This window comes from Rhizobium sp. R339, from assembly GCF_002211395.1.
GTDB lineage: Bacteria > Pseudomonadota > Alphaproteobacteria > Rhizobiales > Rhizobiaceae > Rhizobium.
Genome location: NZ_LOKV01000026.1, coordinates 38,535 through 60,441, shown reverse-complemented (window position 1 = coordinate 60,441; position 21,907 = coordinate 38,535). Strand labels below are relative to the sequence as shown.

At 61.8% G+C, this 21,907-nt stretch carries 23 protein-coding genes; 11 read left to right on the top strand and 12 right to left on the bottom strand.

The features are described 5' to 3' along the window. Positions 1-26 precede the first annotated feature (26 nt). The 7 genes from ATY76_RS27285 (at position 27) to ATY76_RS27255 (ending at position 7,155) form a co-directional block, all read left to right on the top strand. Positions 27-1,187 (top strand): ABC transporter substrate-binding protein, encoded by a 1,161-nt coding sequence (locus ATY76_RS27285; RefSeq protein WP_088677784.1) that lies wholly within the window; start codon positions 27-29, stop codon positions 1,185-1,187. Between the two features lie 218 nt (positions 1,188-1,405). Then, positions 1,406-2,392: an ABC transporter ATP-binding protein gene (locus ATY76_RS27280; RefSeq protein ID WP_088677783.1), complete on the top strand. Its 987-nt coding sequence runs from the start codon at positions 1,406-1,408 to the stop codon at positions 2,390-2,392. Next, a complete protein-coding gene (locus tag ATY76_RS27275) occupies positions 2,389-3,351 on the top strand; it encodes an ABC transporter permease (protein ID WP_088677782.1) in 963 nt (320 codons plus the stop codon). Before ATY76_RS27280 ends, ATY76_RS27275 begins: the two co-directional genes overlap by 4 nt. After that, entirely contained in the window at positions 3,341-4,153 is an 813-nt protein-coding gene (locus ATY76_RS27270) for an ABC transporter permease (protein WP_088677781.1), read from the top strand. The genes ATY76_RS27275 and ATY76_RS27270 overlap by 11 nt, the downstream gene beginning before the upstream one ends. Positions 4,154-4,166: 13 nt before the next feature. Further along, on the top strand, positions 4,167-5,594 hold the full coding sequence (locus ATY76_RS27265) for a gamma-aminobutyraldehyde dehydrogenase (RefSeq protein ID WP_088677780.1): 1,428 nt from the start codon (positions 4,167-4,169) through the stop codon (positions 5,592-5,594). A gap of 190 nt (positions 5,595-5,784) precedes the next feature. Continuing rightward, complete coding sequence (locus ATY76_RS27260; protein ID WP_088677779.1) at positions 5,785-6,891, top strand: helix-turn-helix transcriptional regulator; 1,107 nt, start codon at positions 5,785-5,787, stop codon at positions 6,889-6,891. Positions 6,892-6,981: 90 nt separating this feature from the next. Then, the gene (locus ATY76_RS27255; protein ID WP_004678026.1) at positions 6,982-7,155 is read left to right on the top strand and encodes a DUF1328 domain-containing protein; all 174 of its coding nucleotides are present in this window, start codon (positions 6,982-6,984) and stop codon (positions 7,153-7,155) included. A gap of 117 nt (positions 7,156-7,272) precedes the next feature. Here the strand turns inward: ATY76_RS27255 and ATY76_RS27250 are convergent, their stop codons facing one another. From ATY76_RS27250 to tal, 3 genes are all read right to left on the bottom strand, one after another. Next, on the bottom strand, positions 7,273-7,719 hold the full coding sequence (locus ATY76_RS27250) for a DoxX family protein (RefSeq protein ID WP_088677778.1): 447 nt from the start codon (positions 7,717-7,719) through the stop codon (positions 7,273-7,275). 81 nt (positions 7,720-7,800) lie between these two features. Continuing rightward, the gene (locus ATY76_RS27245; RefSeq protein ID WP_088678040.1) at positions 7,801-8,469 is read right to left on the bottom strand and encodes a DUF1345 domain-containing protein; all 669 of its coding nucleotides are present in this window, start codon (positions 8,467-8,469) and stop codon (positions 7,801-7,803) included. 94 nt (positions 8,470-8,563) lie between these two features. Next, on the bottom strand, positions 8,564-9,529 hold the full coding sequence (gene tal, locus ATY76_RS27240) for a transaldolase (RefSeq protein ID WP_088677777.1): 966 nt from the start codon (positions 9,527-9,529) through the stop codon (positions 8,564-8,566). Between the two features lie 429 nt (positions 9,530-9,958). Here tal and ATY76_RS27235 point away from each other — a divergent pair, with 429 nt between their 5' ends. Beyond that, positions 9,959-10,942: a sugar-binding transcriptional regulator gene (locus ATY76_RS27235; RefSeq protein ID WP_088677776.1), complete on the top strand. Its 984-nt coding sequence runs from the start codon at positions 9,959-9,961 to the stop codon at positions 10,940-10,942. A 28-nt stretch (positions 10,943-10,970) separates the two neighbouring features. Here ATY76_RS27235 and ATY76_RS27230 read toward each other — a convergent pair whose 3' ends face one another. Together ATY76_RS27230 and ATY76_RS27225 are read right to left on the bottom strand one after the other, a co-directional pair. Continuing rightward, entirely contained in the window at positions 10,971-11,843 is an 873-nt protein-coding gene (locus ATY76_RS27230; RefSeq protein ID WP_088677775.1) for a bifunctional helix-turn-helix domain-containing protein/methylated-DNA--[protein]-cysteine S-methyltransferase, read from the bottom strand. An 81-nt stretch (positions 11,844-11,924) separates the two neighbouring features. Then, complete coding sequence (locus ATY76_RS27225) at positions 11,925-12,422, bottom strand: DUF2244 domain-containing protein (protein WP_088677774.1); 498 nt, start codon at positions 12,420-12,422, stop codon at positions 11,925-11,927. Here ATY76_RS27225 and nth point away from each other — a divergent pair. Continuing rightward, positions 12,421-13,227 carry an endonuclease III gene (gene nth / locus ATY76_RS27220; protein ID WP_190233742.1) on the top strand — a complete coding sequence of 269 codons (807 nt, stop codon included), beginning with the start codon at positions 12,421-12,423 and terminating at the stop codon, positions 13,225-13,227. The genes ATY76_RS27225 and nth overlap by 2 nt on opposite strands. Here nth and ATY76_RS27215 read toward each other — a convergent pair. Further along, entirely contained in the window at positions 13,192-13,770 is a 579-nt protein-coding gene (locus ATY76_RS27215) for a TetR family transcriptional regulator (protein ID WP_088677772.1), read from the bottom strand. The two genes, nth and ATY76_RS27215, sit on opposite strands and share 36 nt — an antisense overlap. An 81-nt stretch (positions 13,771-13,851) precedes the next feature. Between ATY76_RS27215 and ATY76_RS27210 the strand changes: the two genes are divergently transcribed. Beyond that, positions 13,852-14,277: a VOC family protein gene (locus tag ATY76_RS27210; protein ID WP_088677771.1), complete on the top strand. Its 426-nt coding sequence runs from the start codon at positions 13,852-13,854 to the stop codon at positions 14,275-14,277. Between the two features lie 3 nt (positions 14,278-14,280). On the opposite strand, the gene ATY76_RS27205 is transcribed toward ATY76_RS27210, so the two are convergent. Further along, complete coding sequence (locus ATY76_RS27205; protein ID WP_088677770.1) at positions 14,281-14,991, bottom strand: sulfate transporter family protein; 711 nt, start codon at positions 14,989-14,991, stop codon at positions 14,281-14,283. A gap of 234 nt (positions 14,992-15,225) precedes the next feature. Between ATY76_RS27205 and ATY76_RS27200 the strand changes: the two genes are divergently transcribed. Continuing rightward, a complete protein-coding gene (locus tag ATY76_RS27200; protein ID WP_088677769.1) occupies positions 15,226-16,080 on the top strand; it encodes a MurR/RpiR family transcriptional regulator in 855 nt (284 codons plus the stop codon). Positions 16,081-16,132: 52 nt separating this feature from the next. Here the strand turns inward: ATY76_RS27200 and ATY76_RS27195 are convergent, their stop codons facing one another. The 5 genes from ATY76_RS27195 to ATY76_RS27175 all read right to left on the bottom strand — a co-directional run bounded on the left by ATY76_RS27195 (position 16,133) and on the right by ATY76_RS27175 (position 21,906). Then, positions 16,133-17,716, bottom strand: a complete 1,584-nt coding sequence (locus ATY76_RS27195) for an FGGY-family carbohydrate kinase (RefSeq protein ID WP_088677768.1) — start codon at positions 17,714-17,716, stop codon at positions 16,133-16,135. Further along, a complete protein-coding gene (locus ATY76_RS27190; protein WP_088677767.1) occupies positions 17,716-18,405 on the bottom strand; it encodes an HAD family hydrolase in 690 nt (229 codons plus the stop codon). The genes ATY76_RS27195 and ATY76_RS27190 overlap by 1 nt, the downstream gene beginning before the upstream one ends. A 90-nt stretch (positions 18,406-18,495) precedes the next feature. Next, on the bottom strand, positions 18,496-19,977 hold the full coding sequence (locus tag ATY76_RS27185) for a mannitol dehydrogenase family protein (RefSeq protein WP_088677766.1): 1,482 nt from the start codon (positions 19,975-19,977) through the stop codon (positions 18,496-18,498). An 83-nt stretch (positions 19,978-20,060) separates the two neighbouring features. Further along, positions 20,061-21,059, bottom strand: coding sequence for an ABC transporter ATP-binding protein (locus ATY76_RS27180; protein WP_088677765.1), 999 nt, complete (start codon positions 21,057-21,059; stop codon positions 20,061-20,063). Positions 21,060-21,075: 16 nt separating this feature from the next. Then, complete coding sequence (locus ATY76_RS27175) at positions 21,076-21,906, bottom strand: carbohydrate ABC transporter permease (protein WP_088677764.1); 831 nt, start codon at positions 21,904-21,906, stop codon at positions 21,076-21,078. Position 21,907 lies beyond the last annotated feature (1 nt).

The window sequence follows — 21,907 nt, the reverse complement described above, 5'->3', positions numbered from 1 at the left end:
AGTGGCATCAAACTGGGAGACGGATGATGACGAATCTCTTGAAATCCTGCACGGCAGCGCTCGCTTGCCTGAGCTTCGCGACACAGGTGATCGCCGCCGAACCGCTGAAGGCGCTCGGCAAGGGCGAAGGCGCCGTCAGCATCGTCGCCTGGGCCGGCTACATCGAACGCGGCGAAACCGACAAGAACTACGACTGGGTTACCGATTTCGAAAAGGAGACCGGCTGCAAGGTCTCCGTCAAGACCGCCGCCACCTCGGACGAAATGGTCTCGCTGATGAACGAAGGCGGCTTCGACCTCGTCACGGCATCCGGCGACGCATCGCTGCGCCTCATCGCCGGCAAGCGTGTGCAGCCGATCAATACCGATTTGATCCCGGGCTTCAAGAATGTCGACGAACGCCTGCAGAAAGGCCCGTGGTATACGGTCGGCGACGTGCATTACGGCGTGCCCTATCTCTGGGGCCCGAATGTGCTGATGTATAATACCGACGCCTTCAAGGACAAGGCGCCGACCAGTTGGAAAGTCGTCTTCGAGGAAGAGATGTTGCCTGACGGCAAATCGAACAAGGGCCGCGTCCAGGCCTATGACGGCGCGATCTATATCGCCGACGCCGCCCTCTATCTGATGGCCCACAAGCCCGATCTCGGCATCAAGGACCCTTACGAGCTGACCGAGGATCAGTACAAGGCCGCCCTCGATCTGCTACGCGGCCAGCGCAAGCTCGTCTCCCGCTACTGGCATGATGCGATGATCCAGATCGACGACTTCAAGAACGAAGGCGTCGTCGCCTCCGGCTCCTGGCCCTTCCAGGTGAACTTGCTGCAGGCCGACAAGCAGAAGATCGCCTCCACCTTCCCTGAAGAAGGCGTCACCGGCTGGGCCGACACCACCATGCTGCATGCCGACAGCGAACATCCGAACTGTGCCTATATGTGGATGGAACATTCGCTGAAAGCCAAGGTCCAGGGCGATGCCGCCGCCTGGTTCGGCGCCGTGCCCTCCGTTCCGGCCGCCTGCAAGGGCAACGCGCTGATGGGCGATACCGGCTGCGCCAACAACGGCTTCGATCACTTCGACAAGATCAAGTTCTGGAAGACCCCGGTCGCCAAATGCACGACGCAGAGCGAATGCGTGCCGTACCATCGCTGGGTGTCGGACTATATCGGCGTGATCGGCGGGCGGTGAGCCGAGCCGCTTCGTAGGGTAAAAATCCCCTCCCCAACCCCTCCCCACAAGGGGGAGGGGCTATAGGTGGCACCGCCTCACTCCTCTCTGAACGCCGAATTCTTCGCGAGGGTGCGGCACGTTAAGCCCCTCCCCTTGTGGGGAGGGGTTGGGGGCGGGGTCTTTTTTAAGCCCGGACCAAAGCCCTCTCTAAACATTGCAAGACCCGGAGCGCTCCAATGACGTCAGCCGTCCGTTTCCAGCAGGTATCGCGCCATTTCGGCCAGGTTCGCGCCGTCGACGGCGTCGATCTCGAGATCGCGCCGGGGGAATTCTTCGCGATGCTCGGCCCCTCCGGCTCCGGCAAGACGACGTGCCTCAGATTGATCGCCGGCTTCGAGCAGCCGACCGCGGGCCATATCCAGATTTTCGGCGAGACGGCCGATGGCGTCCCGCCCTATCGGCGCAACGTCAACACCGTGTTCCAGGACTATGCGCTCTTCCCGCATTTGAACATCCTCGACAATGTCGCCTACGGGCTGATGGTCAAGGGCGTCGGCAAGGCGGAGCGGATCAAGGCCGCGAACGATGCCCTGGAGCTCGTTAAACTGCCCGGTTACGGCGCCCGGCGGCCCGGTCAGTTGTCCGGCGGCCAGCGGCAGCGCGTGGCGCTGGCCCGCGCGCTCGTCAACAAGCCGAAAGTGCTGCTGCTCGACGAGCCGCTCGGCGCTCTGGACCTGAAGCTGCGCGAGCAGATGCAGGAAGAGCTGAAGAGCCTGCAGCGCGCGCTCGGCATCACCTTCGTTTTCGTCACCCATGATCAGGGCGAGGCGCTGTCCATGGCCGATCGGGTCGCCGTCTTCAACAATGGCAACATCGTCCAGCACGGCACGCCGCAGGATATCTACCGTTGCCCGAAGACCCGCTTCGTCGCCGATTTCGTCGGCTCCTCGAACGTGATCGCGCCGGATCTGATGGCTTCGCTCGGCGGCGAGAAACGCTGGGCGAGCCTGCGTCCCGAAGCGATCCGCCTGGCAGGCGACGGCATCGAGGCGAAAGTCGAGAATGCAAGCTTCCTCGGCGCGGCGACGCGCCTCAGCGTCGATCTCAAGGGCAGCCGGCTGCATGTCATGCTGCCGGCGGGCGCAGCCGTGCCTGACGTCGGCGCCGGCATCCGGCTTGCCTGGCAGTCCACCGATATCCACTATATGGACGACGCGGCATGACGACGCTCACACTGTCAGCCGGCAAGACATCGATCCTTCCGAGCCGCGGCGGGTTCTTCGGCCGGCTGTCGGATGTCTTCTGGCGGCATCCGAAGCTCTTGCTCTTCCTGATGCTGACGCCGCCGCTGCTCTGGCTCGGCATCATCTATGTCGGTTCGCTGATCGCCCTGCTTCTGCAGAGTTTCTTTTCGATCGACGATTTCTCCGGCCTGGTGAATTACGAATTCACCCTCTCGACCTATGCCCAGCTGCTGAGCCCGACGAATTTCGACATTATCATCCGCACCGTCGTGATGGCCGCTCTCGTCACCCTCGCTTCGGCGCTGATCGGCTTTCCGATCGCCTATTACGCGGCGCGTTACGCGCAGGGCAAATGGAAGGCGCTCTTCTATCTCGGCGTCATGCTGCCGCTCTGGTCGAGCTATCTCGTCAAGGTCTACGCCTGGAAGCTGATCCTCGCCAAGGAAGGCATCCTCACCTGGATCTTCGAGAAACTCTCCCTCTCATGGCTGCTCGACGGCATCCTGAACCTGCCCGTTATCGGCGGCAATTCGCTCTCGGTGAGCTATCTCGGCACCTTCATCGTCTTCGTCTATATCTGGCTGCCCTACATGATCCTGCCGACGCAGGCGGCACTCGAGCGCGTGCCCGCCAACCTGATCGAGGCCTCGGCGGATCTCGGTGCCACGCCGCGCCAGACCTTCCGCACCGTGCTGCTGCCGCTGGCGCTCCCCGGCATCGTCGCCGGTTCGATCTTCACCTTCTCGCTGACATTGGGCGATTACATCATCCCGCAGATCATCGGCTCCTCCAGGCTGTTCATCGGCCAGGCCGTCTATGCCCAGCAGGGAACCGCCGGCAACGTGCCGCTGGCGGCCGCTTTTTCTGTCGTGCCGATCGTCATCATGGCGCTCTATCTGTGGCTCGCCAAGAAACAGGGGGCCTTCGATGCGCTCTGACCTGAAAACATCGCCCCTGCTTTTGAAGATCGCCGCTGCCGCAGGGCTGCTCTTCCTGCATCTGCCGATCCTGCTGATCTTCGTCTATGCCTTCACGACGGAGGAGAAGAGCTATCAATGGCCGCCGCCGGGGCTGACGACGCAATGGTTTGCCGTTGCCTGGAACCGGCCGGATGTCTGGTCGGCGCTCAGCCTCTCGCTGCAGGTCGCGGTCATCGCCACGGCGATCGCGCTGGTGCTCGGCACGCTCTGCGCGGCGGCCGTCAGCCAGACGAAATTCTTCGGCCGCGAGGCGATCTCGCTGCTGGTCATCCTGCCGATTGCCCTGCCCGGCATCATCACCGGCATTGCGCTGCGCTCCGCCTTCAGCCTTTTCGACATTCCGTTTTCGGTCTGGACCATCGTGCTCGGCCACGCCACCTTCTGCGTGGTCGTCGTCTACAACAATGCCGTCGCCCGCTTTCGCCGCACCTCCGGATCGCTGATCGAGGCCTCGATGGATCTCGGCGCCGACGGCTTCCAGACATTCCGCCATGTCATCCTGCCGAATATCGGCACCGCCCTTCTTGCCGGCGGCATGCTCGCTTTCGCGCTTTCCTTCGATGAGGTCATCGTCACCACCTTCACCGGCGGCCAACAATCGACCCTGCCGATCTGGATGCTCGAAGAACTCATCCGCCCGCGCCAGCGCCCCGTGACCAATGTGGTCGCCATGGTCGTGGTGCTCGTCACCTTCCTGCCGATCCTGGCAGCCTATTACCTCACCCGCGACGGCGACCAGATCGCCGGCGCCGGCAAATGACAGGGAGAACGTCATGGACACCCAAATGCTGATCGGTTCCCGCTTCGAAAAGGGCACGGAGACGGACGAGCACATCCTGAACCCGAAGACCGGCGAGACGGTGATCGACCTTCCTGAAGCTTCGCTGTCGCAGATCGATGCCGCCGTCGACGCCGCGGAAAAGGCCTTCACGAGCTGGTCGCAGACGACGCCTTCCGAGCGTTCCGGCTACCTGCTGAAGATCGCCGACGCCATCGAGAAGGATGCCGCGGGCTTCGCCACGCTGGAGGCGCTGAACTGCGGCAAGCCGATCAATTCAGTGCTGAACGACGAGATTCCGGCGATCGTCGATTGTTATCGCTTCTTTGCCGGCGCCGTGCGCAACCTCCACGCACCGGCCGCCGGCGAATATCTGCCCGGCCACACCTCGATGATCCGCCGCGACCCGATCGGCGTCGTCGGCTCGATCGCGCCGTGGAATTATCCGCTGATGATGATGGCCTGGAAGCTGGCGCCGGCGATCGCCGGCGGCAATACCGTCGTCTTCAAGCCTTCGGAACAGACGCCGCTGACGGCGCTGAAGATGGCGAAGCTGCTTTCCGATATTCTCCCCGAAGGCGTCGTCAACGTCATTCTCGGCCGCGGCGAAAGCGTCGGCAACGCGCTCATCAACCACCCCAAGATCGGCATGATCTCGATCACCGGCGATATTGCCACCGGCAAGAAAGTGCTGCAGGCCGCCGCCAAGACGGTCAAGCGCACCCATCTCGAACTTGGCGGCAAGGCCCCGGTCATCGTCTTCGACGATGCCGATATCGACGCCGTCGTTTCAGGCATCCGCACCTTCGGCTATTACAATGCCGGCCAGGACTGCACGGCCGCCTGCCGCATCTATGCCGATGCCAGGGTCTACGACAATTTCGTCGCCGATCTCTCCTCGGCCGTCTCCAGCATCCGCTTCAACCAGGCCGACGATACCGAAAACGAGATCGGCCCGCTGATCTCCAGGCGTCAGCGCGACCGCGTCGAAAGCTTCGTCGCCCGCGCGTCCGAGCACAAGCACATGGAGATCACCACCGGCGGCGCGGTCTCCGGCGACAAGGGCTTCTTCTTCACCCCGACCGTCATAGCAGGCGCCCTGCAGGACGACGAGATCGTCCGCCGCGAGGTTTTCGGCCCGGTTGTCTCGGTCACCCGCTTTTCCCAAGCCGATGACGCCATCGCCTGGGCGAACGACAGCGATTATGGCCTCGCCTCCTCCGTCTGGACCAAGGATATCGGCCGCGGCATGAAGACGGCCGCCCGCCTGCAATATGGCTGCACCTGGATCAACACCCATTTCATGCTGGTCAACGAGATGCCGCATGGCGGCCTCAAGCAATCGGGCTACGGCAAGGACATGTCGGTTTATGCGCTGGAGGATTATACCGCCGTTCGTCACGTGATGATCAATCACGGTTGAGCGGCGGAAGGTAATATATCGCATGAATAAAAGGTTCGCGTGAAGCAAGCAGGCGAACCTTATCGCAGAGGAACAATAAGCCGACAAACATTGCCTGTTATTGTCCTATCGTTGTTACGACAATACGCTTAGATCGTGACGGTAGGTTCGAGGACAGGCCCCGCAACAGATACGATGAGGCAGCATCTTCATGGCGACTCGCATCGATATCTCCGAGCTTGAAAAGGCCATGGACGGGTTGCTGGAATCCGCCCTGGCCCCGGAAAAATGGACCGGTACGCTGGAAGCGATCTCCCGGGCGACCGGCTCTGCAGGTGCCCATATTTTGCCGGCCGTCGGCAAGTTTTCTCCGGGCTTCCTGACGACGCCCAATCTGCTCGAAGCCTTCGGCGTCTATTTCGCCGAAGGCTGGTACAAGCGGGATTTCCGCGAGCGCGGGCTTCCGGTCGCACTCGCCAAAGGCATCATCATCGAGCACGACATTGCCTCGGAAGAAGAGTTCCGTCGGCACGAATTCTACACCGAGTTCCTTGCCCGCTTCGGCCTGCGTTATTCCGCCATGATTGCGTTTACCTCGGGCGATACGCTGCTCACCCTCAACTTGCAGCGCCGCATCGACGATCCACCCTTCGATCGGGAGGAGGAACGCATCCTGCTCTCCATGCAATCGAAGCTGACCGCCTCGGCCGAAATCATCCGTTCGCTGCAGGCGGCAAAGATCGACGGCATGAGCGAGGCTTTCGAACTCAGCGGCACCGCCGCCGTCTTCTTCGACCGCACCGGCCATGTCAGCCATCTGAACAATCGGGCCGAAAGGCTGCTCAACGGCGATATCCGCATCGTCGACCGTGAACTGGTTTCCGCCAGCCAGGAAGAGACCGGCCTGCTGCGGCGGCACTTGAAGGCGGTTCTTGCTGGAGACCCTTTCCTCAGCCCGGCCGTGTCGACGCCGGTGCTTTTCTCCCGCGCCGGCAAGGCCCCGCTCATCATTCGCGCCCAGGCCCTCCGGGGCCTGCCCGCCGATATCTTCGCCCATTCGCGCGCCGTCGCCATCATTACCGACCTTTCCGAACGCGCAAGAACGGACGGCGATCTCCTGCGGCGGCTCTTCGCCCTGACGCCGCAGGAGGCGACCGTCGCCCGGCTGCTGATGGAGGGCTCCTCGCCGCGCGAGATCGCCGAGATTTGCGGCCTCAGCTATGAAACGGCACGCGGCTACGTCAAGAAGCTGCTTGCCAAGACCGGGACGCAGCGCCAGTCGCAGTTGATCTCGCTTCTCTCAGCCGTGAAAATCTAGGGCCTTCCGTTTAACGAAGCATCCTTCAACGATGCCGGAACATTTTCCCCGCTGCCGCGTCTTCTCAGGCAAAGGTAAAAGGATGCTGCCATGCTGAAATGGGCTCTGATATTTTTCGTCATTTCGATCATCGCCGGCTTCTTCGGCTTCTCCGGCGTATCCGCGGCCACCGCGACGATCGCGCGTGTTCTCTTCGGTATCGCCCTGGTGATCTTCCTGATCTTCCTCGTCCTTGCGCTGATGGCAGGCCAGGCAGTCCTCTAAGTGGTCCCAACTATAGGCCGTTGCCGGGAACGCGATCATCGCGGTGATCGCCCGGCTGGCCGGATGTGCCGTCAATGACCTCCTCCACTCTCACCCGCATTGCGGTGAGCAAATCGGCTACAGGATTGCCCTGAGCAAAGGATGCATCTTGCCCACGCGCTTTTCCAGCAGATGGTCGATCGAGGTCGATCCCGCGCCGACGGCTACGAGAGCGAACATGCCGCCGGCAATCGCCAGGTCTTTTTCGAAATGCAGCAGCTCGTTCTGGCTTGCAAAATTGGTATGGAAGAGAAAAGCCGTCGTCAGGCAGAAAAGCGCCAGCGCCAATGCCCCGAGCCGGCTGAGGAAGCCTGCGGCGACGGAAAGGCCGGCGCTTATCTGAAGCGCGATCGTGGCATAAGCAATCGGCGCCGACAGGCCCAGTTTCTCGAAAATCTCGATGGTCGCGGTGAGATTGGCCGCCAGTGACAATCCCTCATGCAGGAAAATCAGGGACAAGAGAAGCCTGCCGAGGAGAAGAATGAAATCGGCCAGGCCCGGCCGGCTTGAGGCGCTTTCCATCATACCCTCCGATTTTGCAGGGCGAGCGGGCCGCCCGCTTTTATTCAGATCCTGTCCGACAGGTCGAGCCCGCGACGGCTCACATTATAGCAGGCTCGCCCCGACATTGATCGCAAGCGCCAGGATCGTCGTGTTGAACAAAAACGACAGCACGGCATGCAGCAGCGTCAGCTTGCGCATGCTGGTCGAACTGACCGCGACATCCGCCGTCTGCGCGGCAACGCCGATGGTGAAGGAGAAATAGAGAAAATCCCAGTAGCCGGGCTCGTCGATGCCGTCGGGGAATTTGAGGCCGCTCTCTTCGTCCGCCCCGCCATAGAAATGGTGGGCATAATGGATGGTGAAGAGCGTGTGCAGAAAGACCCAGGAGATCAGGATCGTCAGCACCGCGCCGCCCGCCCTTGCCAGCGCGACGTCAGGCGCCGCCTCCTTGATCGAATGAAGCTCGAGCCCGATGCCGGCGATACTCGCGAGCGACGCGCCGATCGAAAGCGCTAGCAGGACCGTGTCGGAAAAATCGAGATCCTCGGCGCGTTTGCGGATGCTTTCGACCGTCGCCCGCAGCATCTTGCGCCAGCTGAGCGCAATGAAGACGCCGGCGCTGGCATTCCATCCGAACAGCACATTGCGGGCGCTGACCTCCCGCGATGTCACGGCCAGAAAGACCGCCAGGCCGGCAAGGAAAGCGATGATGAAACTTGCGTGCCGGGAGGAAAGCGCCGTCAGAGACCTTGTCCGTTCCTCGTCCTCCATCTTCGCCTCCGGCCGCATAGGTCCTTGATAACAGCATGAAAAAGGCGCGGTCGCCAGCGGGCCACCGCGCCTTCGATCGTTTTGCCGTGCCCGATCAGGCGGCAGCGAGCTGCAATTCCTTCTGCACCATGGTGCGCAGCGTCGCCAGGTCCTTTGCAAAGGCGCGGATGCCTTCGGCGAGCTTTTCGGTCGCCATCGCGTCTTCGTTCATCATCCAACGGAATGTCTTCTCGTCGACGGCGATCTTCGAAACAGGCTTGATCGTCTCGGACGACAGCTTGCGCTCAAGCTTGCCCTGGTCGTTCGAAAGCTCGTCGAGCAGGTTCGGAGCGATGGTCAGGCGATCGCAACCGGCCAGCGCTTCGATTTCGCCGGTGTTGCGGAAGGATGCGCCCATGACGACCGTCTTGATGTCGTTCGCCTTGTAGTAGTTGTAGATCTCGCGAACGGACAGCACGCCCGGATCTTCCTCGGCGGTGAAATCCTTGCCTGTCGACTTCTTGTACCAGTCGAGGATGCGGCCGACGAAGGGCGAAATCAGGAAAACCTTGGCGTCGGCGCAAGCGATCGCCTGTGCCTTGGAGAAGAGCAGCGTCAGATTGCAGTCGATGCCTTCCTTCTGCAGGATTTCCGCTGCGCGGATGCCTTCCCAGGTGGAAGCGAGCTTGATGAGGATGCGGTCCTTCTCGATGCCGCGCTCCTTGTAGGCGGCAATGATGCTGCGGGCCTTGTTCAGCGACGCTTCGGTATCGAAGGACAGGTCGGCGTCGACCTCAGTCGAAACGCGGCCGGGAACGAGCTTCACCAGGGCGGCGCCAACGGAGATGGCAAGGCGGTCGGCAACCGCTGCGGCGGCAACATTGGCATCACCGCCGAGCTTCTTGCCCCAGGCGATCGCTTCCTTCATGTCGTCGGCGAACATCTCGGTGCCGAGCGCCTTGAGAACGATGGACGGATTGGTCGTGCAATCGACCGGCTTCAGGCGGGCGACAGCCTGAATATCGCCGGTATCGGCGACGACGGTGGTAATCTCGCGGAGTTGGTCAAGCTTGGATGTCATGGTTGGTAATCCTTGTTGAATTTGGGCTGCGGACCGGCGCGAGTTCCGCCCGGCAAAGAGGTGATCTAGGGACAGACGGTTTGCATGCTGCGGACGGAAATACGCGCATCCGTCACGGATGATTGGTAAACGTGAGGGACAGTGGACCTGTTCCGGCCGCGTGCGAACGGCTGTTCGAACGCAAGCGGCGCTGCCTGCGGCTCAAGGGCCGGTCGTGACTTTCGGCATGCCCGCACTATGTCCTCCTCGGACGGACAAGAACGACTTCATCTCGCGAGGACTATCGCCGCGCGGCTAAGGAAAAGTCAAGGACATTTGTGCATTTCAATTGACATAAGTGTCACACCCGTCATTATCCCGACAGCAAGCGCGTCATCGCAGCCTTTGTCCTCGCAAGGGATTTAGGACAGAAATCGTGCGGGAGGAGATGTGGTCAAGCTCAAACGCGGCACACACACGGCCTATTCAGAAGCGTCATCGCTGCGGCTGAGGGCCGCATGGCTCTATTACAATGAGGGCCTGACCCAGAAGGACGTCGCCGAACAGCTCGGCATCAGCCGCACCACCGTCATCCGCCTGCTCGACGAAGCGATGAAGCGCAGCGAAGTCCAGATCTGGATCAACGATTCGATCGGCGATTGCGTCGAGCTTTCGGTAAAGCTGGAGCGCGCCTATGGCCTCGACGAGGCGATCGTGGTGCCGAAGCCCGTCGATTGCGACGTCAACGGGCTGGCGAAGAATGTCGGGCTGGCGCTCGGCCAGTTCCTCTCCGAAGCGATCCCCGACGATTACACCATCGGCGTCGGCTGGGGCCGCACCATGACGGCGTCGCTCGCAAGCTTCCGGCCGCCGCGTCGCGACAACTGCAAGATCGTTTCGCTGCTCGGCGGCATCGTCGCCGTGCACCAGACGAACCCGATCGATTATACGTGGCGGCTGGCAAACCAGCTCGGCGCCGAATGCTATATGTTCCTGGCGCCGCTGCTCGTCGATTCTATCGAGACCAAACGCAATCTCATCGAAAAATGCGGGCTGGACACGATCTATCGCCTTGCCGAGAATCTCGACCTCGCCATCGTCAGCTGCGGCGATATCGGCCCGCACTCGACCTCGCTGTCGGAAGGCTGGATATCGAAAGCCGAGTTGCAGGAACTGATCGACGCCGGCTGCGTCTGCGACACCATGTTCAACTTCCTCGACAAGGACGGCAATTCGGTCGATCACTCGATCAACCGGCGCGTCATGTCCGTCGATCTCGATACGCTGAAGGAGGCCAGACACATCGTCCTCTCCTCCGGCGGCGCGCACCGCGCCGTCGCCATCCGCGCCACCATCAAGCGCATCGGCTGCAACACGCTGATCACCGATGAAAGCGCAGCGCGGGCATTGCTGGAATTGGCTGAACAGAGCTGACGCATGTCTCGCTGAAGAGGCGAGCCGCTCAGGCGTGCGCCGATTCCCAGCCGAGCATCGCCCGCTTGCGGGTCAGTCCCCAATGATATCCGGTCAATGCTCCGTTCTTGCCGAGCGCGCGATGGCAGGGCACGACGAAGGAGATCGGGTTGGCCCCGACGGCAGCGCCCACGGCGCGCATCGCGGTCGGCCGGCCGATGTCCCTGGCGATATCGCTATAGGTCACGGCCTTGCCGAAGGGGATCTTCAACAGGCTCTGCCACACGCTGACCTGGAAATCCGTTCCGATCAGAACCACACGCAGCGGCTGGTCCGAGGTCCAGCGGCCCGGCTGGAAGATCCGTTCCGCATAGAAAGCCGTCGCCTGCCGGTCCTCGATATAACTGGCGTTCGGCCAGCGGCAGCTCATGTCCTCAAAACAAGCCTTCTCGTTGCCGGCATCGCTGAAGGCGAGGCCGGCAAGGCCGCGGTCCGTCGCCATGACGAGCGCCGTGCCGAACGGGCAGGTGTGAAACCCGTAGCGGATTGTCAGGCCGCCGCCCTTCGCCTTCCATTCGCCCGGAGACATCGCCTCGTGGGTGACGAACAGGTCATGCAGGCGGCTCGGACCGGAAAGCCCGACTTCGATCGAGGTTTCGAGCAGCGGCATCTCTTCCCTGCGCAAGAGCCGCTTTGCATGGTCGAGTGTGACAGCCTGCAGGAACGCCTTCGGGGAAAGGCCGGCCCAGCGGGTGAAGGTCTTCTGAAGCTGCGTCGGCGACTGGTTCAGCCGCGCCGCGATCGCCTCCAGCGAGGGCTGGTCGCGATATTCTTCGCTGATGAGTTCGATGACTTGGCGGACGGTATCGTAATCCGGGCCATCGGGGGTGATATCGGTGTCGAGCTTCGCGATCATATTCATCGTTTTTCTCCTTTAGACAGGAGATAATCAAGGGCGGCCGGCCAAACCACCCGTTTCTTGCGCACCATTGCTATCAGCGCATCAGATACGCTGCTTGACCGTGGCGAGCGCCCCTTTGAAAGCCTTGGCGAACGTCTCACGATCCTCGGGATTGAGGAAAGAGCCGATATCGGTGCGCCGGCCCTCACCGAAAATCTGCATGGACAGGATGCCGATCTCCTGATGCCGGCGCACGCGGAAACGCGCCCAGAACGGGTTGAAATGATGCTCCACCATCCGCCCCGACGGTGCGAACTTGCGCACCGAAACATCCGTGCGCGATACCGTGACTTCCTCGCGCGCCCTTCCGGAGCGGTAGCTCAGCCAGAACGCGCCGTAGAGCAGCACGAAATCCAGCCCGAAGAAGAAGCCGATGGGCCAGGCGCCGGTGACGGTGAAGAATAGGCCGTAGAGAAAGCAGACGGCGCCCGACAAAATGAGCAGCACCTTTAAGCCCTTGCGCCCGAGAGACCGGTGGGGAAAGAGTTCGGCGGCGAAAACAGGCTTTTCGTTGAAGCTGTCGGCGTTGCTTTCCATCATGGCCGTTGAGTATAGATTCTCCATGGCGAATCCGAAACTCAAATCTGTTGGCAAACCCTCGCAAAACTCGAATGTGATTGCCCGCCGCAAACCGGCAGCGGCGGTGAAAACCGCCTATTCCGTGGCCGAGCGCGAGGAGATCTTCCGCCGCTTCTCGGTGCAGCGGCCGGAACCGAGGGGCGAGCTCGAACACACCAATCCCTTCACCCTCGTCGTCGCCGTGGCGCTTTCCGCCCAGGCCACCGACGCCGGCGTCAACAAGGCGACGCGGGCGCTCTTCAAGATCGCCGACACGCCGCAGAAGATGCTCGATCTCGGCGAAGAGAGGGTCCGCGATTACATCAAGACGATCGGCCTTTATCGCAACAAGGCAAAGAACGTCATCGCGCTTTCCCAGATGCTGGTCGACGAATTCGCAGGTAAGGTGCCCGAAACGCGCGAGGAACTGGTCCGCCTGCCCGGCGTCGGGCGCAAGACCGCCAATGTCGTGCTCTCCATGGCCTTCGGCCAGGCGACCATGGCCGTCGACACCCACATCTTCCGCATCGCCAACCGCATCAGACTCGCCCCTGGCAAGACGCCCGACGAGGTCGAAGCGCGGCTGATGAAGGTCGTGCCGAAACATTACCTCTATCACGCCCATCATTGGCTGATCCTGCATGGCCGCTACACTTGCAAGGCGCGCCGCCCCGAATGCGAGCGCTGCGTCATCGCCGACATCTGCAAATCGCCGGAGAAGAGTTCGGATATTCCGGCGCCGCTCGTCGAGCTACCGCCGCAGGTGATCGGCGAGGCCGTCGAGTAAGGCCGCGATCGCCCGCTCGTAATCCCGCCGCTCCCCACCGGCGTCGATCGCGATCGCGGCGCGGTCGAAAGCCGCCGACAGCAGTGACGTCAGCGGGTCGAGCAAGGCGCCTGCCTCAGGAAGAAGCGCCGCAAGTCCTTCCCGCAAGCTCGCCTCCGCATTCTCCGCGTCCAGTGCCGCGGCCGTCGGCGATCCGAGAACGGCAGGCGCCTCCATCAGCAGCAGCCGCGTTCGTCCCGACTGCGCCATGGCGGTGAAATAGGCAGAAGCGCCGGCGATCAGCGCAGCCCGGGGCTCTTTTTCCGGCGCCGAAGACGCCTCGATCGCCTTGGCCACGTCTTGCGCCTCGCGGTTGATGACAGCCTCGAAAAGCGCCTTCTTGTCCTCGAAATGATGGTAGAGCGCGCCGCGCGTCACCCCTGCCGCCGCGACGATCTCCGGCGTCGCCGTCTCGGCATACCCCTTCTCGACGAAGATGCGCCGTCCGGCGTCGATCAACGCCTGCCTCGTCTGTTCCGTTCTCTCGCGATTGCTGCGGCTCATGCAATGTATTTACATACAAACTGCATGTATGTTAATACATGAAAACATACAGGCTGTATGTAAAATCGAAGGGAGCGAGAAATGAAATCGACAAGCTATTACCCTGTCATCATGACGAGCGACGTTCAGGGCACCGCCGCCTTCTACTGCACCCACTTCGGCTTCAAGGCGCTCTTTGAAAGCGATTGGTACGTTCACCTGCAATCGGCCGAGACGGAGCAAGTCGCACTCGCCATCCTCGACGGCAGCCACGAGACCATCCCCGCCGCCGCCCGCGGCGAGGTTCGCGGTTTGCTGCTCAATTTCGAGGTCGAGGATGTCGATCGGATCTACGAGGCCTGCGGAAACGCCGGCCTGCCGATTTTGAGAGAGATCCGCGATGAGGATTTCGGCCAGCGGCATTTCATCACCGCCGATCCGAACGGCGTGCTGATCGACATCATCAAGCCGATCCCGCCGAGCGCGGAATTCGCCGCGATGTACGACGCCTCCGCCCTGCCCGGCTGAGCCTCAGGCTCGCGAACCCTCGCGAGCCGAAATCAGCTTGTGCAAATGCACCATCATGCCGGCGGCGAAGAGCGGCGTCAGCAGATTGACGAAGGGGATCATCAGGAAAAGCGCAATCGCCAGCCCGCCGAGGAAGACGGTAGGCGCATGTTTGGCACGGAAGAGCCGCGCCTCCTGCGGCGGGCGGAAACGCATGGCGGCGAATTCGAAGAATTCCCGTCCGAGGAGGTAGCCGTTCACCAGAAAGAAGGCGATGAGATTGACGCCGGGAATCAACAGCAGCAGCAGGGCGACGATATTGCCGGCGATCACCACGCCGAGGAACTTGACCGAGCTTGCCATCGCCGGCCCGATCGGCATGGCGGTGCCCGGCGCGTCCGCGGGATAGTCGCGTTTTTCGATGACATCGGCGACATCGTCGAGAAACAGGCCCGCGATCAAGGCCGTCACCGGCGATAGCAGCAGCGCCAGCAGGAGCGCAAGGCCGATACCCGCAAGAATCGCGAAGACCAGGGTGAACCATCCCGCCCATTCCGGCAGATCGGGAAAAAAGCTAGTCAGCCAGGGAAAGACAAAGGCCATGAAGGCTCCGCGCAACGCGAACCAGAGGCCGACCAACACCAGGATCGTCAGCCCAAGCACTTTCCAGAACACCGAACGTGTTTCGGCGGCGAGTAGGTTGACGAGCGAAAGTCGTGCGGCATCAAGGATCATGTCTTCGGCGTCTCCGGTTGCGCGGAAGATGTAGGGAAGGCGAATGCCACCGGCAAGAGAGAATAAAATTGCATGCTTTACTAGAAACTTGTCGCAAATTAAATGCTAATATAATATTGTGTAACAGCACAATATACATGGACCTGAGAAGCAGCTTCCGAAATAGTTGCAAAGACAAGGGGTCGCAACAGCGCATCCGCGGAACGCCTCTGAGGAAAGACGGGGGAGGCTGATGTGGAAGACTTTGTGCAGAAGCTCAGACAATACGCAAAAACGGGAACGCCTGCTGAGCGTCGTATCGCGAAATATTTCTCCGAACATCTGAACGACCTGCCGTTCGAGACGGCTGCGTCCGTCGCCGACAGGCTGGATCTGTCGCCGATGACTGTCGGGCGCTTCCTGCGCGCCCTCGGCTATCAGGGGTTGGACAGCGTCAAGGTCGAGATTCGCGAGACCGTCGCGACGTCGCCGGCGCAATTGCAGAGCGCCATGACCGAGCTGCATCAGGACGCGGCGGAGGGCAAGCCGCTGGCCGTTCTGGTCGCCGAACAGATCCAGGCGCTCCATCACATCTATCATCTGACGGCGCAGCCGAACTGGTCCGAAGCCGTCAGCCTGATCAGCACGGCCCGCGAAGTGTCGATCGTCACGCATGCGCGGCTCGCAAGCCTCGCCAATCATTTCTGTCAGCGTCTGACGCAGGCCCGTGACGGCGTGCGCACGCTCGACGGCGCCGAAAACCGTTTTGCCGAACTCTTTGCCCGGCTGGCGGTCGACGATGCGCTGCTCGTCATCATCGATTGTCGCCGCTTCGCCAAGGCGCGGCTGCTTGCCAGGACTGCGCGGCGTTACGGCTATAAGGTCGTGCTGATTTCGCCTCAGCATGCGGACTGGATGGCGGACCAGTCGAACGTCATGCTGCCACTGCCGGCCGCCCGCGCTCCGGATCTCGACAATCTTCCGCCGCTGATCGCGCTGCTCGATTGCCTGTCGGAGGCCGTCATTCTCGCAGTCGGAGAGGAGGCAGCGCTTCGCCGCCGCCGCATGCTGGAATTCGCGACAGTCCTCGGCGAGACCGTCAGTCACTAAGCAACAGTGAAAAAGCGGTTTCGCGTCCGGGATAGCGCGTCGCTTTAACTGCTTACTGCATCGCTTCCAGCTCGGCGCGATGCCGGTACATGGCGAGAAGGCGACGGTAATCGCGGTCGTAGAGCGCCTGCTTTGACTTGTCGGGGAGCCTCTCCTCGCCGCCCGGATACATCGCCTCGCCGGCCGACGCCAGATCCCTGTGCAGGCCGCAGGCGACGGATGCCGCGATCGCCGTGCCGAGCAGCACCGCCTCGTTCATCTTCGGCACCACGACCTTGCAGCCGGTGGCGTCGCAATAAAGCTCCATCAGTACAGGGTTCTTCACATGCCCGCCGGCGATATGCAGTGTGTCGGGCACGTAGCCGTATTCCTTCATCCTTTCCAGGATATGGCGAATGCCGAGCGCGATCGCCACGGCGGTCCGCCAATAGAGCGCGCAGAGCCCGTCGAAGGAGACATCGAGCGTCAACCCGCTAACGACGCCGACGGCATGCGGATCGGCAAGCGGCGAGCGATTGCCATGAAAATCCGGCAGGACGAAGATGCGCTCTCCGAAGGCATCGCCTTCCTCGGCCCGCAATTCAGCAATCCGGCTCACGATCTTCTGATGCAGCGCCGAGGTCGGTTCGCCGCCGGCCGCGTGCATGCGCACGATGTGATCGAGCAGCGCCCCGGTCGCCGATTGCCCGGCCTCCACCAGCCAGCATTGCGGGAAGACCGCTTCGTAATAAGGTCCCCACATGCCGTGGCTCGGCTTGCGCTCCTGCGAGAAGGCGACGATGCAGCTCGACGTGCCGGCGATCAGCGCCAGCTGGTGCTCGCGTTTGACGGGATCGGCGGCATAGCCACCGAGCGCGCCGAGTGCGCCGGCATAAGCGTCGATCATCCCGGCCGAGACGTGGCAATCGACGGTGAGCCCAAGTGCTTGGGCTGCATCGGGCGTCAGCCGGCCGACGCTGTCTCCGACGGGCGCGGTCTCATCCGGCAGATTGCCGCGCGCCTGAAGGTCTTCGAGGCCGATCCGCTCCAGGAAATCCTGCTGCCAGCCTTTCTCGAGATGGGCGAGATAGTTCCATTTCGCCGTCAGCGTGCAGCGCGAACGGGCAAGCGATCCGGTCGATTTCCACGTCATGAAATCGGCGAGGTCGAAGAAATAGCCGGCCTTCTCCCATGTGGCGGGCAGTTTCTTCTTCAGCCACATCAGCTTCGGCATTTCCATTTCCGGCGACATCACATGGCCGGAATGCTCGAGCACTCTGTGCTCCGTCGCCGTGCAAAAATCGGCTTCCTTCAGCGCCCGGTGATCGAGCCAGACGATCGTGTCGAAACGTTTCTCGCCACCGGTCGAGACGCTGATCTGCCGTCCTTCGACGTCGCGCACGACGAGCGAGCAGGTGGCGTCGAAACCGATCGCTCCGACCGAGGCCGCAGCAATGCCCGACTGCTCCATCGCGCGGCGCACCGCCGTGCAGACGGCCGACCAGATATCCTCGGAATCATGCTCGGCATGGTTTTCGCGGGGCCGGTTCATGATGATCGTCTGCTCGGCCTTGGCAAGCAGCCGGCCGCGCGCATCGAAGACGCCGGCACGCGCACTGCCGGTGCCGATATCCACCGCAACCACATGATCACGCATCAAAATTTGGTCCCGTCCAGCTTATGGTTGCGGACAAGGTGTATCAAATCCGGCATGGCGTCAAACACCGCTTCCGGCGAAAGCCGGTCGAGTTCGGCGCGGTATCCGGCGAAATTGGCATGCGATCCGCCGGTGAAGGCAAAGACCGTCATACCCGCCGCCTTGGCCGCCGCGATACCGGCCGGACTGTCCTCGATAACGAGGCAGGAAGCCGGTTCCACATGCATTTGCCGGGCCGCATGCAAGAAGAGATCGGGCGCCGGTTTGCCGCGCTTGACCATCGTCGCGCTGAAGATGTCGGGCAGCTTGTCGAGAAGTCCGGTGACGGAGAGCGACAGCCGGATCCGCTCCATCTGGCTGGAAGAAGCGACGCAGCAGGGAATACCGAGCCCGTCGATCGTTGCCGCGATACCCTCGATCGGCTTCAGCTCGGTGCGGAAACGGGAATAGAGATCGGTGCGGATACGCTCGAGGAATTCCTCGCCGGCATGGACGTTGAATTCGGTTTCCAGCGTATCGATGAGGGTCGAGAGACTGCGGCCGAGAAACCGCTCATAGGCCTGATCCTCGGTGATCGAGACGCCGAGATCGTTCATTGCACCGACAAGAACGCTGATCGAGATCGGTTCGCTGTCGACGAGCACGCCGTCGCAATCGAAGATGACCAGCCGTGGTTCAGCATCAGCCATGAAAGACCCAACCTGAGTTCGATTCGGACGCGACCCGCTGTAACCGCAAGGCCGGATGGACGGCGGCAATGGATGCCGCCATGCCCATTCCTACACTGCCAGTTTGCCGTCGAGATAGAGCTGCAAGGTCTCCCGCGTGCCCTTTTCCCACAGGGTTTTGAGCGCATGGGCAAAACGCTTGCGGAAAAGTTCGGATTTTGCCACCTCACCGAAAATGTCGTCGAAGGCGAGGAAGGCTGCGGGATCGTCCTTGGCTTTCAGCGCCGCAGCATGCAGCCGATCGGCACTGGCGTCGTTGAAGACGATATCCTTGCCGCTGTCGGTCTTGCCGGCGAAATAGCGGCACCAGAGCGCCGAGACCAGCGCCAGACCGACGATATCCCTACCCTGGTGGAGATTGTCGAGCGTCGACGGCAGGATGAATTTCGGCTGGCGGTTCGATCCGTCCTGCGCCAGGCGCGGAATGGTGTCGGCAATCTTCGGATTGAGAAGCCGATGTTCGATCAGCGCGAAATAATCGGTCAGCGAGGTGTTCGGCACCGGCGGCACGATCGGGATGATCTCGTCCTTTTCCAGCTTCGCCAGGAAGGCACGGATCAGCGGGTCCTCCATGGAATCATGCACGAAATGAATGTCCATCAGCGCCGCCGGATAGGCGATCGCTGCGTGCCCGCCGTTGAGAATCCGGATCTTCATATGCTCGTAAGGCGTGACGTCGGGAACGAAGGTGACGCCGACTTTCTCCAGCGCCGGCCGGCCGGCCGTGAACTTGTCTTCGAGCACCCATTGCTTGAATTCTTCGCAATAGACCGGCCAGTTGTCTTCGATGTCGAAATTCTCTCGCAGGAAATCGATCTCCCGCTGGCCGGTCGCCGGTGTAATGCGGTCGACCATCGCATTCGGGAAAGCGACATTGGCCCGGATCCAGTCCGCAAGAGCTGGGTCGGAAAGCGCCGCCGTACCGATCACGGCATTGGCGGTGACGACACCGTTATGGGGAATATTGTCGCAGGACATGACGGTGAAGGGCACGAGGCCCTTGTCCTTGCGCGCCTTCAGGCCGGCAACGATCAGGCCGAAGACCGTCTTCGGCGCACCCGGATTTTTCCCGTCGGCGGCGATCGCCGGGTGCGCCGGATTGAACGTGCCTGAAGCATCGATGAAATAACCGCCTTCGGTGATCGTCAGCGAGACAATGCGGATTTCAGGATCGGCGAGCTTCGCGATGGTCGCGGCGGGATCGCCGACCGGCAGGATGTCGATCATCGGCGCGGTCACGCGCGCCGCGGTCTTGTTGTTGTCCTGCTCCACCACCGTCGTCAGAAAATCCTGCGCTGCAAGCTTTTCGCGCATGGCGGCATCGGACGGCAGCACGCCGGCGCCGACGATCGCCCAGTCATGATCGGCGCCCTGGTTGAAGAGATCGTCGAGATAGATCGCCTGGTGGGCGCGGTGGAAATTGCCGACGCCGAAGTGCACGATGCCGGCTTTCAGCGACGCCCTGTCATAGGAGGGGACGGCGGCAGTGCGCGCCGCGTCCGAAAGCGTTGCCAGCGATAGTTTGCACGTCATGTTTCAGTCCTCTTGAAGGTCTTGCCGAGACGGCCGGGCGCCATCGCCCGGCTCGCATGCCTGCCCCCAGCCGGCTGCCCGCCTCAGATGGCGAGGCCGCCCTCGTTAAATTTGTGAATGCGCGAACGGTCCGGCGTCAGGTAGACCGTATCGCCCGCCTTGGCGGCAAAATCGCCGCTGCCGCGCGCCGTCACCATGCCGATGCCGTCGGCATCGATATGCAGGAAGGTGTCGGAACCGAGATGTTCGGCAACCACCACCCTGCCCTTCCAGTCGCCGCTTTCCATCGACAAAAGCACATGTTCGGGACGGATGCCGATCGTATGCGCGCCGAGCTCGGCCGCGTTCTGGCCCTTGATGAAATTCATCTTCGGCGAGCCGATGAAGCCGGCGACGAAAAGGTTGCGCGGGCGGCTGTAGAGTTCGAGCGGCGAGCCGACCTGCTCGATATTGCCCCTGTTCAAGACGACGATCTTGTCGGCCATGGTCATGGCCTCGACCTGGTCGTGGGTGACGTAGACCATCGTCGTCTTCAGCTGCTGATGCAGTTCGCTGATTTCGAGGCGCATGTTGACGCGCAGCGCTGCGTCGAGGTTTGACAGCGGCTCGTCGAAGAGGAAGGCCGAAGGCTGGCGCACGATGGCGCGGCCGATCGCCACGCGCTGGCGCTGGCCGCCGGAAAGCTGACGCGGCTTGCGCTCCAGATAATCGGTGAGATTGAGCACGCGGGCGGCATCCGTCACCTTGCGGTCGATCTCAGCCTTATCGACGCCCGCCATCTTCAGCGGGAAGGCGATGTTGTTGCGCACGCTCATATGCGGATAAAGCGCATAGGACTGGAACACCATCGCAAGGCCGCGTTCCGAGGGAGCCTTTTCGGTGGCGTCCCTGCCGTCGATGACGATTTTGCCGCCGGACACATCCTCAAGACCGGCGATCAGCCGGAGCAGCGTGGACTTGCCGCAGCCCGACGGGCCGACGAAGACGACGAATTCGCCGTCATTGATATCGAGATCGATCGAAGGGATGACCTTGGCTTCGCCGAAGACCTTGGAAACCTTCTGAAGGGTAATGCTGCCCATGTTTCTCTCCCTTTTCTTATTTCACTGCGCCGAAGGTCAGGCCGCGGACGAGTTGTTTCTGGCTGAACCAGCCGAGGATCAGGATCGGCGCGATCGCCATGGTCGAGGCAGCCGAGAGCTTGGCGTAGAACAGGCCTTCCGGGCTGGAATAGGAGGCGATGAAGGCCGTCAGCGGCGCCGCCTTCGAGGCGGTGAGGTTGAGTGTCCAGAACGCCTCGTTCCAGGCAAGGATGATGTTCAGGAGCAGCGTCGAGGCGATGCCCGGCACCGCCATCGGCGTCAGCACGTAGATGATCTCCTTCATCAGCGACGCCCCGTCCATGCGCGCCGCTTCGAGGATCTCGCCGGGAATTTCCTTGAAGTAGGTGTAGAGCATCCAGACGATGATCGGCAGGTTGATGAGGGTAAGCACGATCACCAGACCGGTGCGCGTATCGAGCAAGCCGGAATTGCGGAACATCAGATAGATCGGGATGAGCGCGCCGACCGGCGGCATCATCTTGGTCGACAGCATCCACATCAGCACGTCCTTGGTCCGCTTGGTGGGCGCGAATGCCATCGCCCAGGCGGCCGGGATCGCGATGATCAGGCCGATCAGCGTCGAGCCGAAGGAAATGACCACCGAGTTCATGAAGTGGCTGAGATAATTCGACCGGCTCTGCACCTCCGCATAGTTTTCCGTCGTCCAGTGGAAGAACAGGAACTGCGGCGGCGAGGCGATGGCGTCGGCTTCCGATTTGAAACTGGTCAGGAACGTCCAGAGGATCGGGAAGAAGATCAGGATGCCGAGCGTCCAGGCAATCGCGGTGACGATGACCTTGCGCTGGGTTGTGACTTTTCGAGCCATC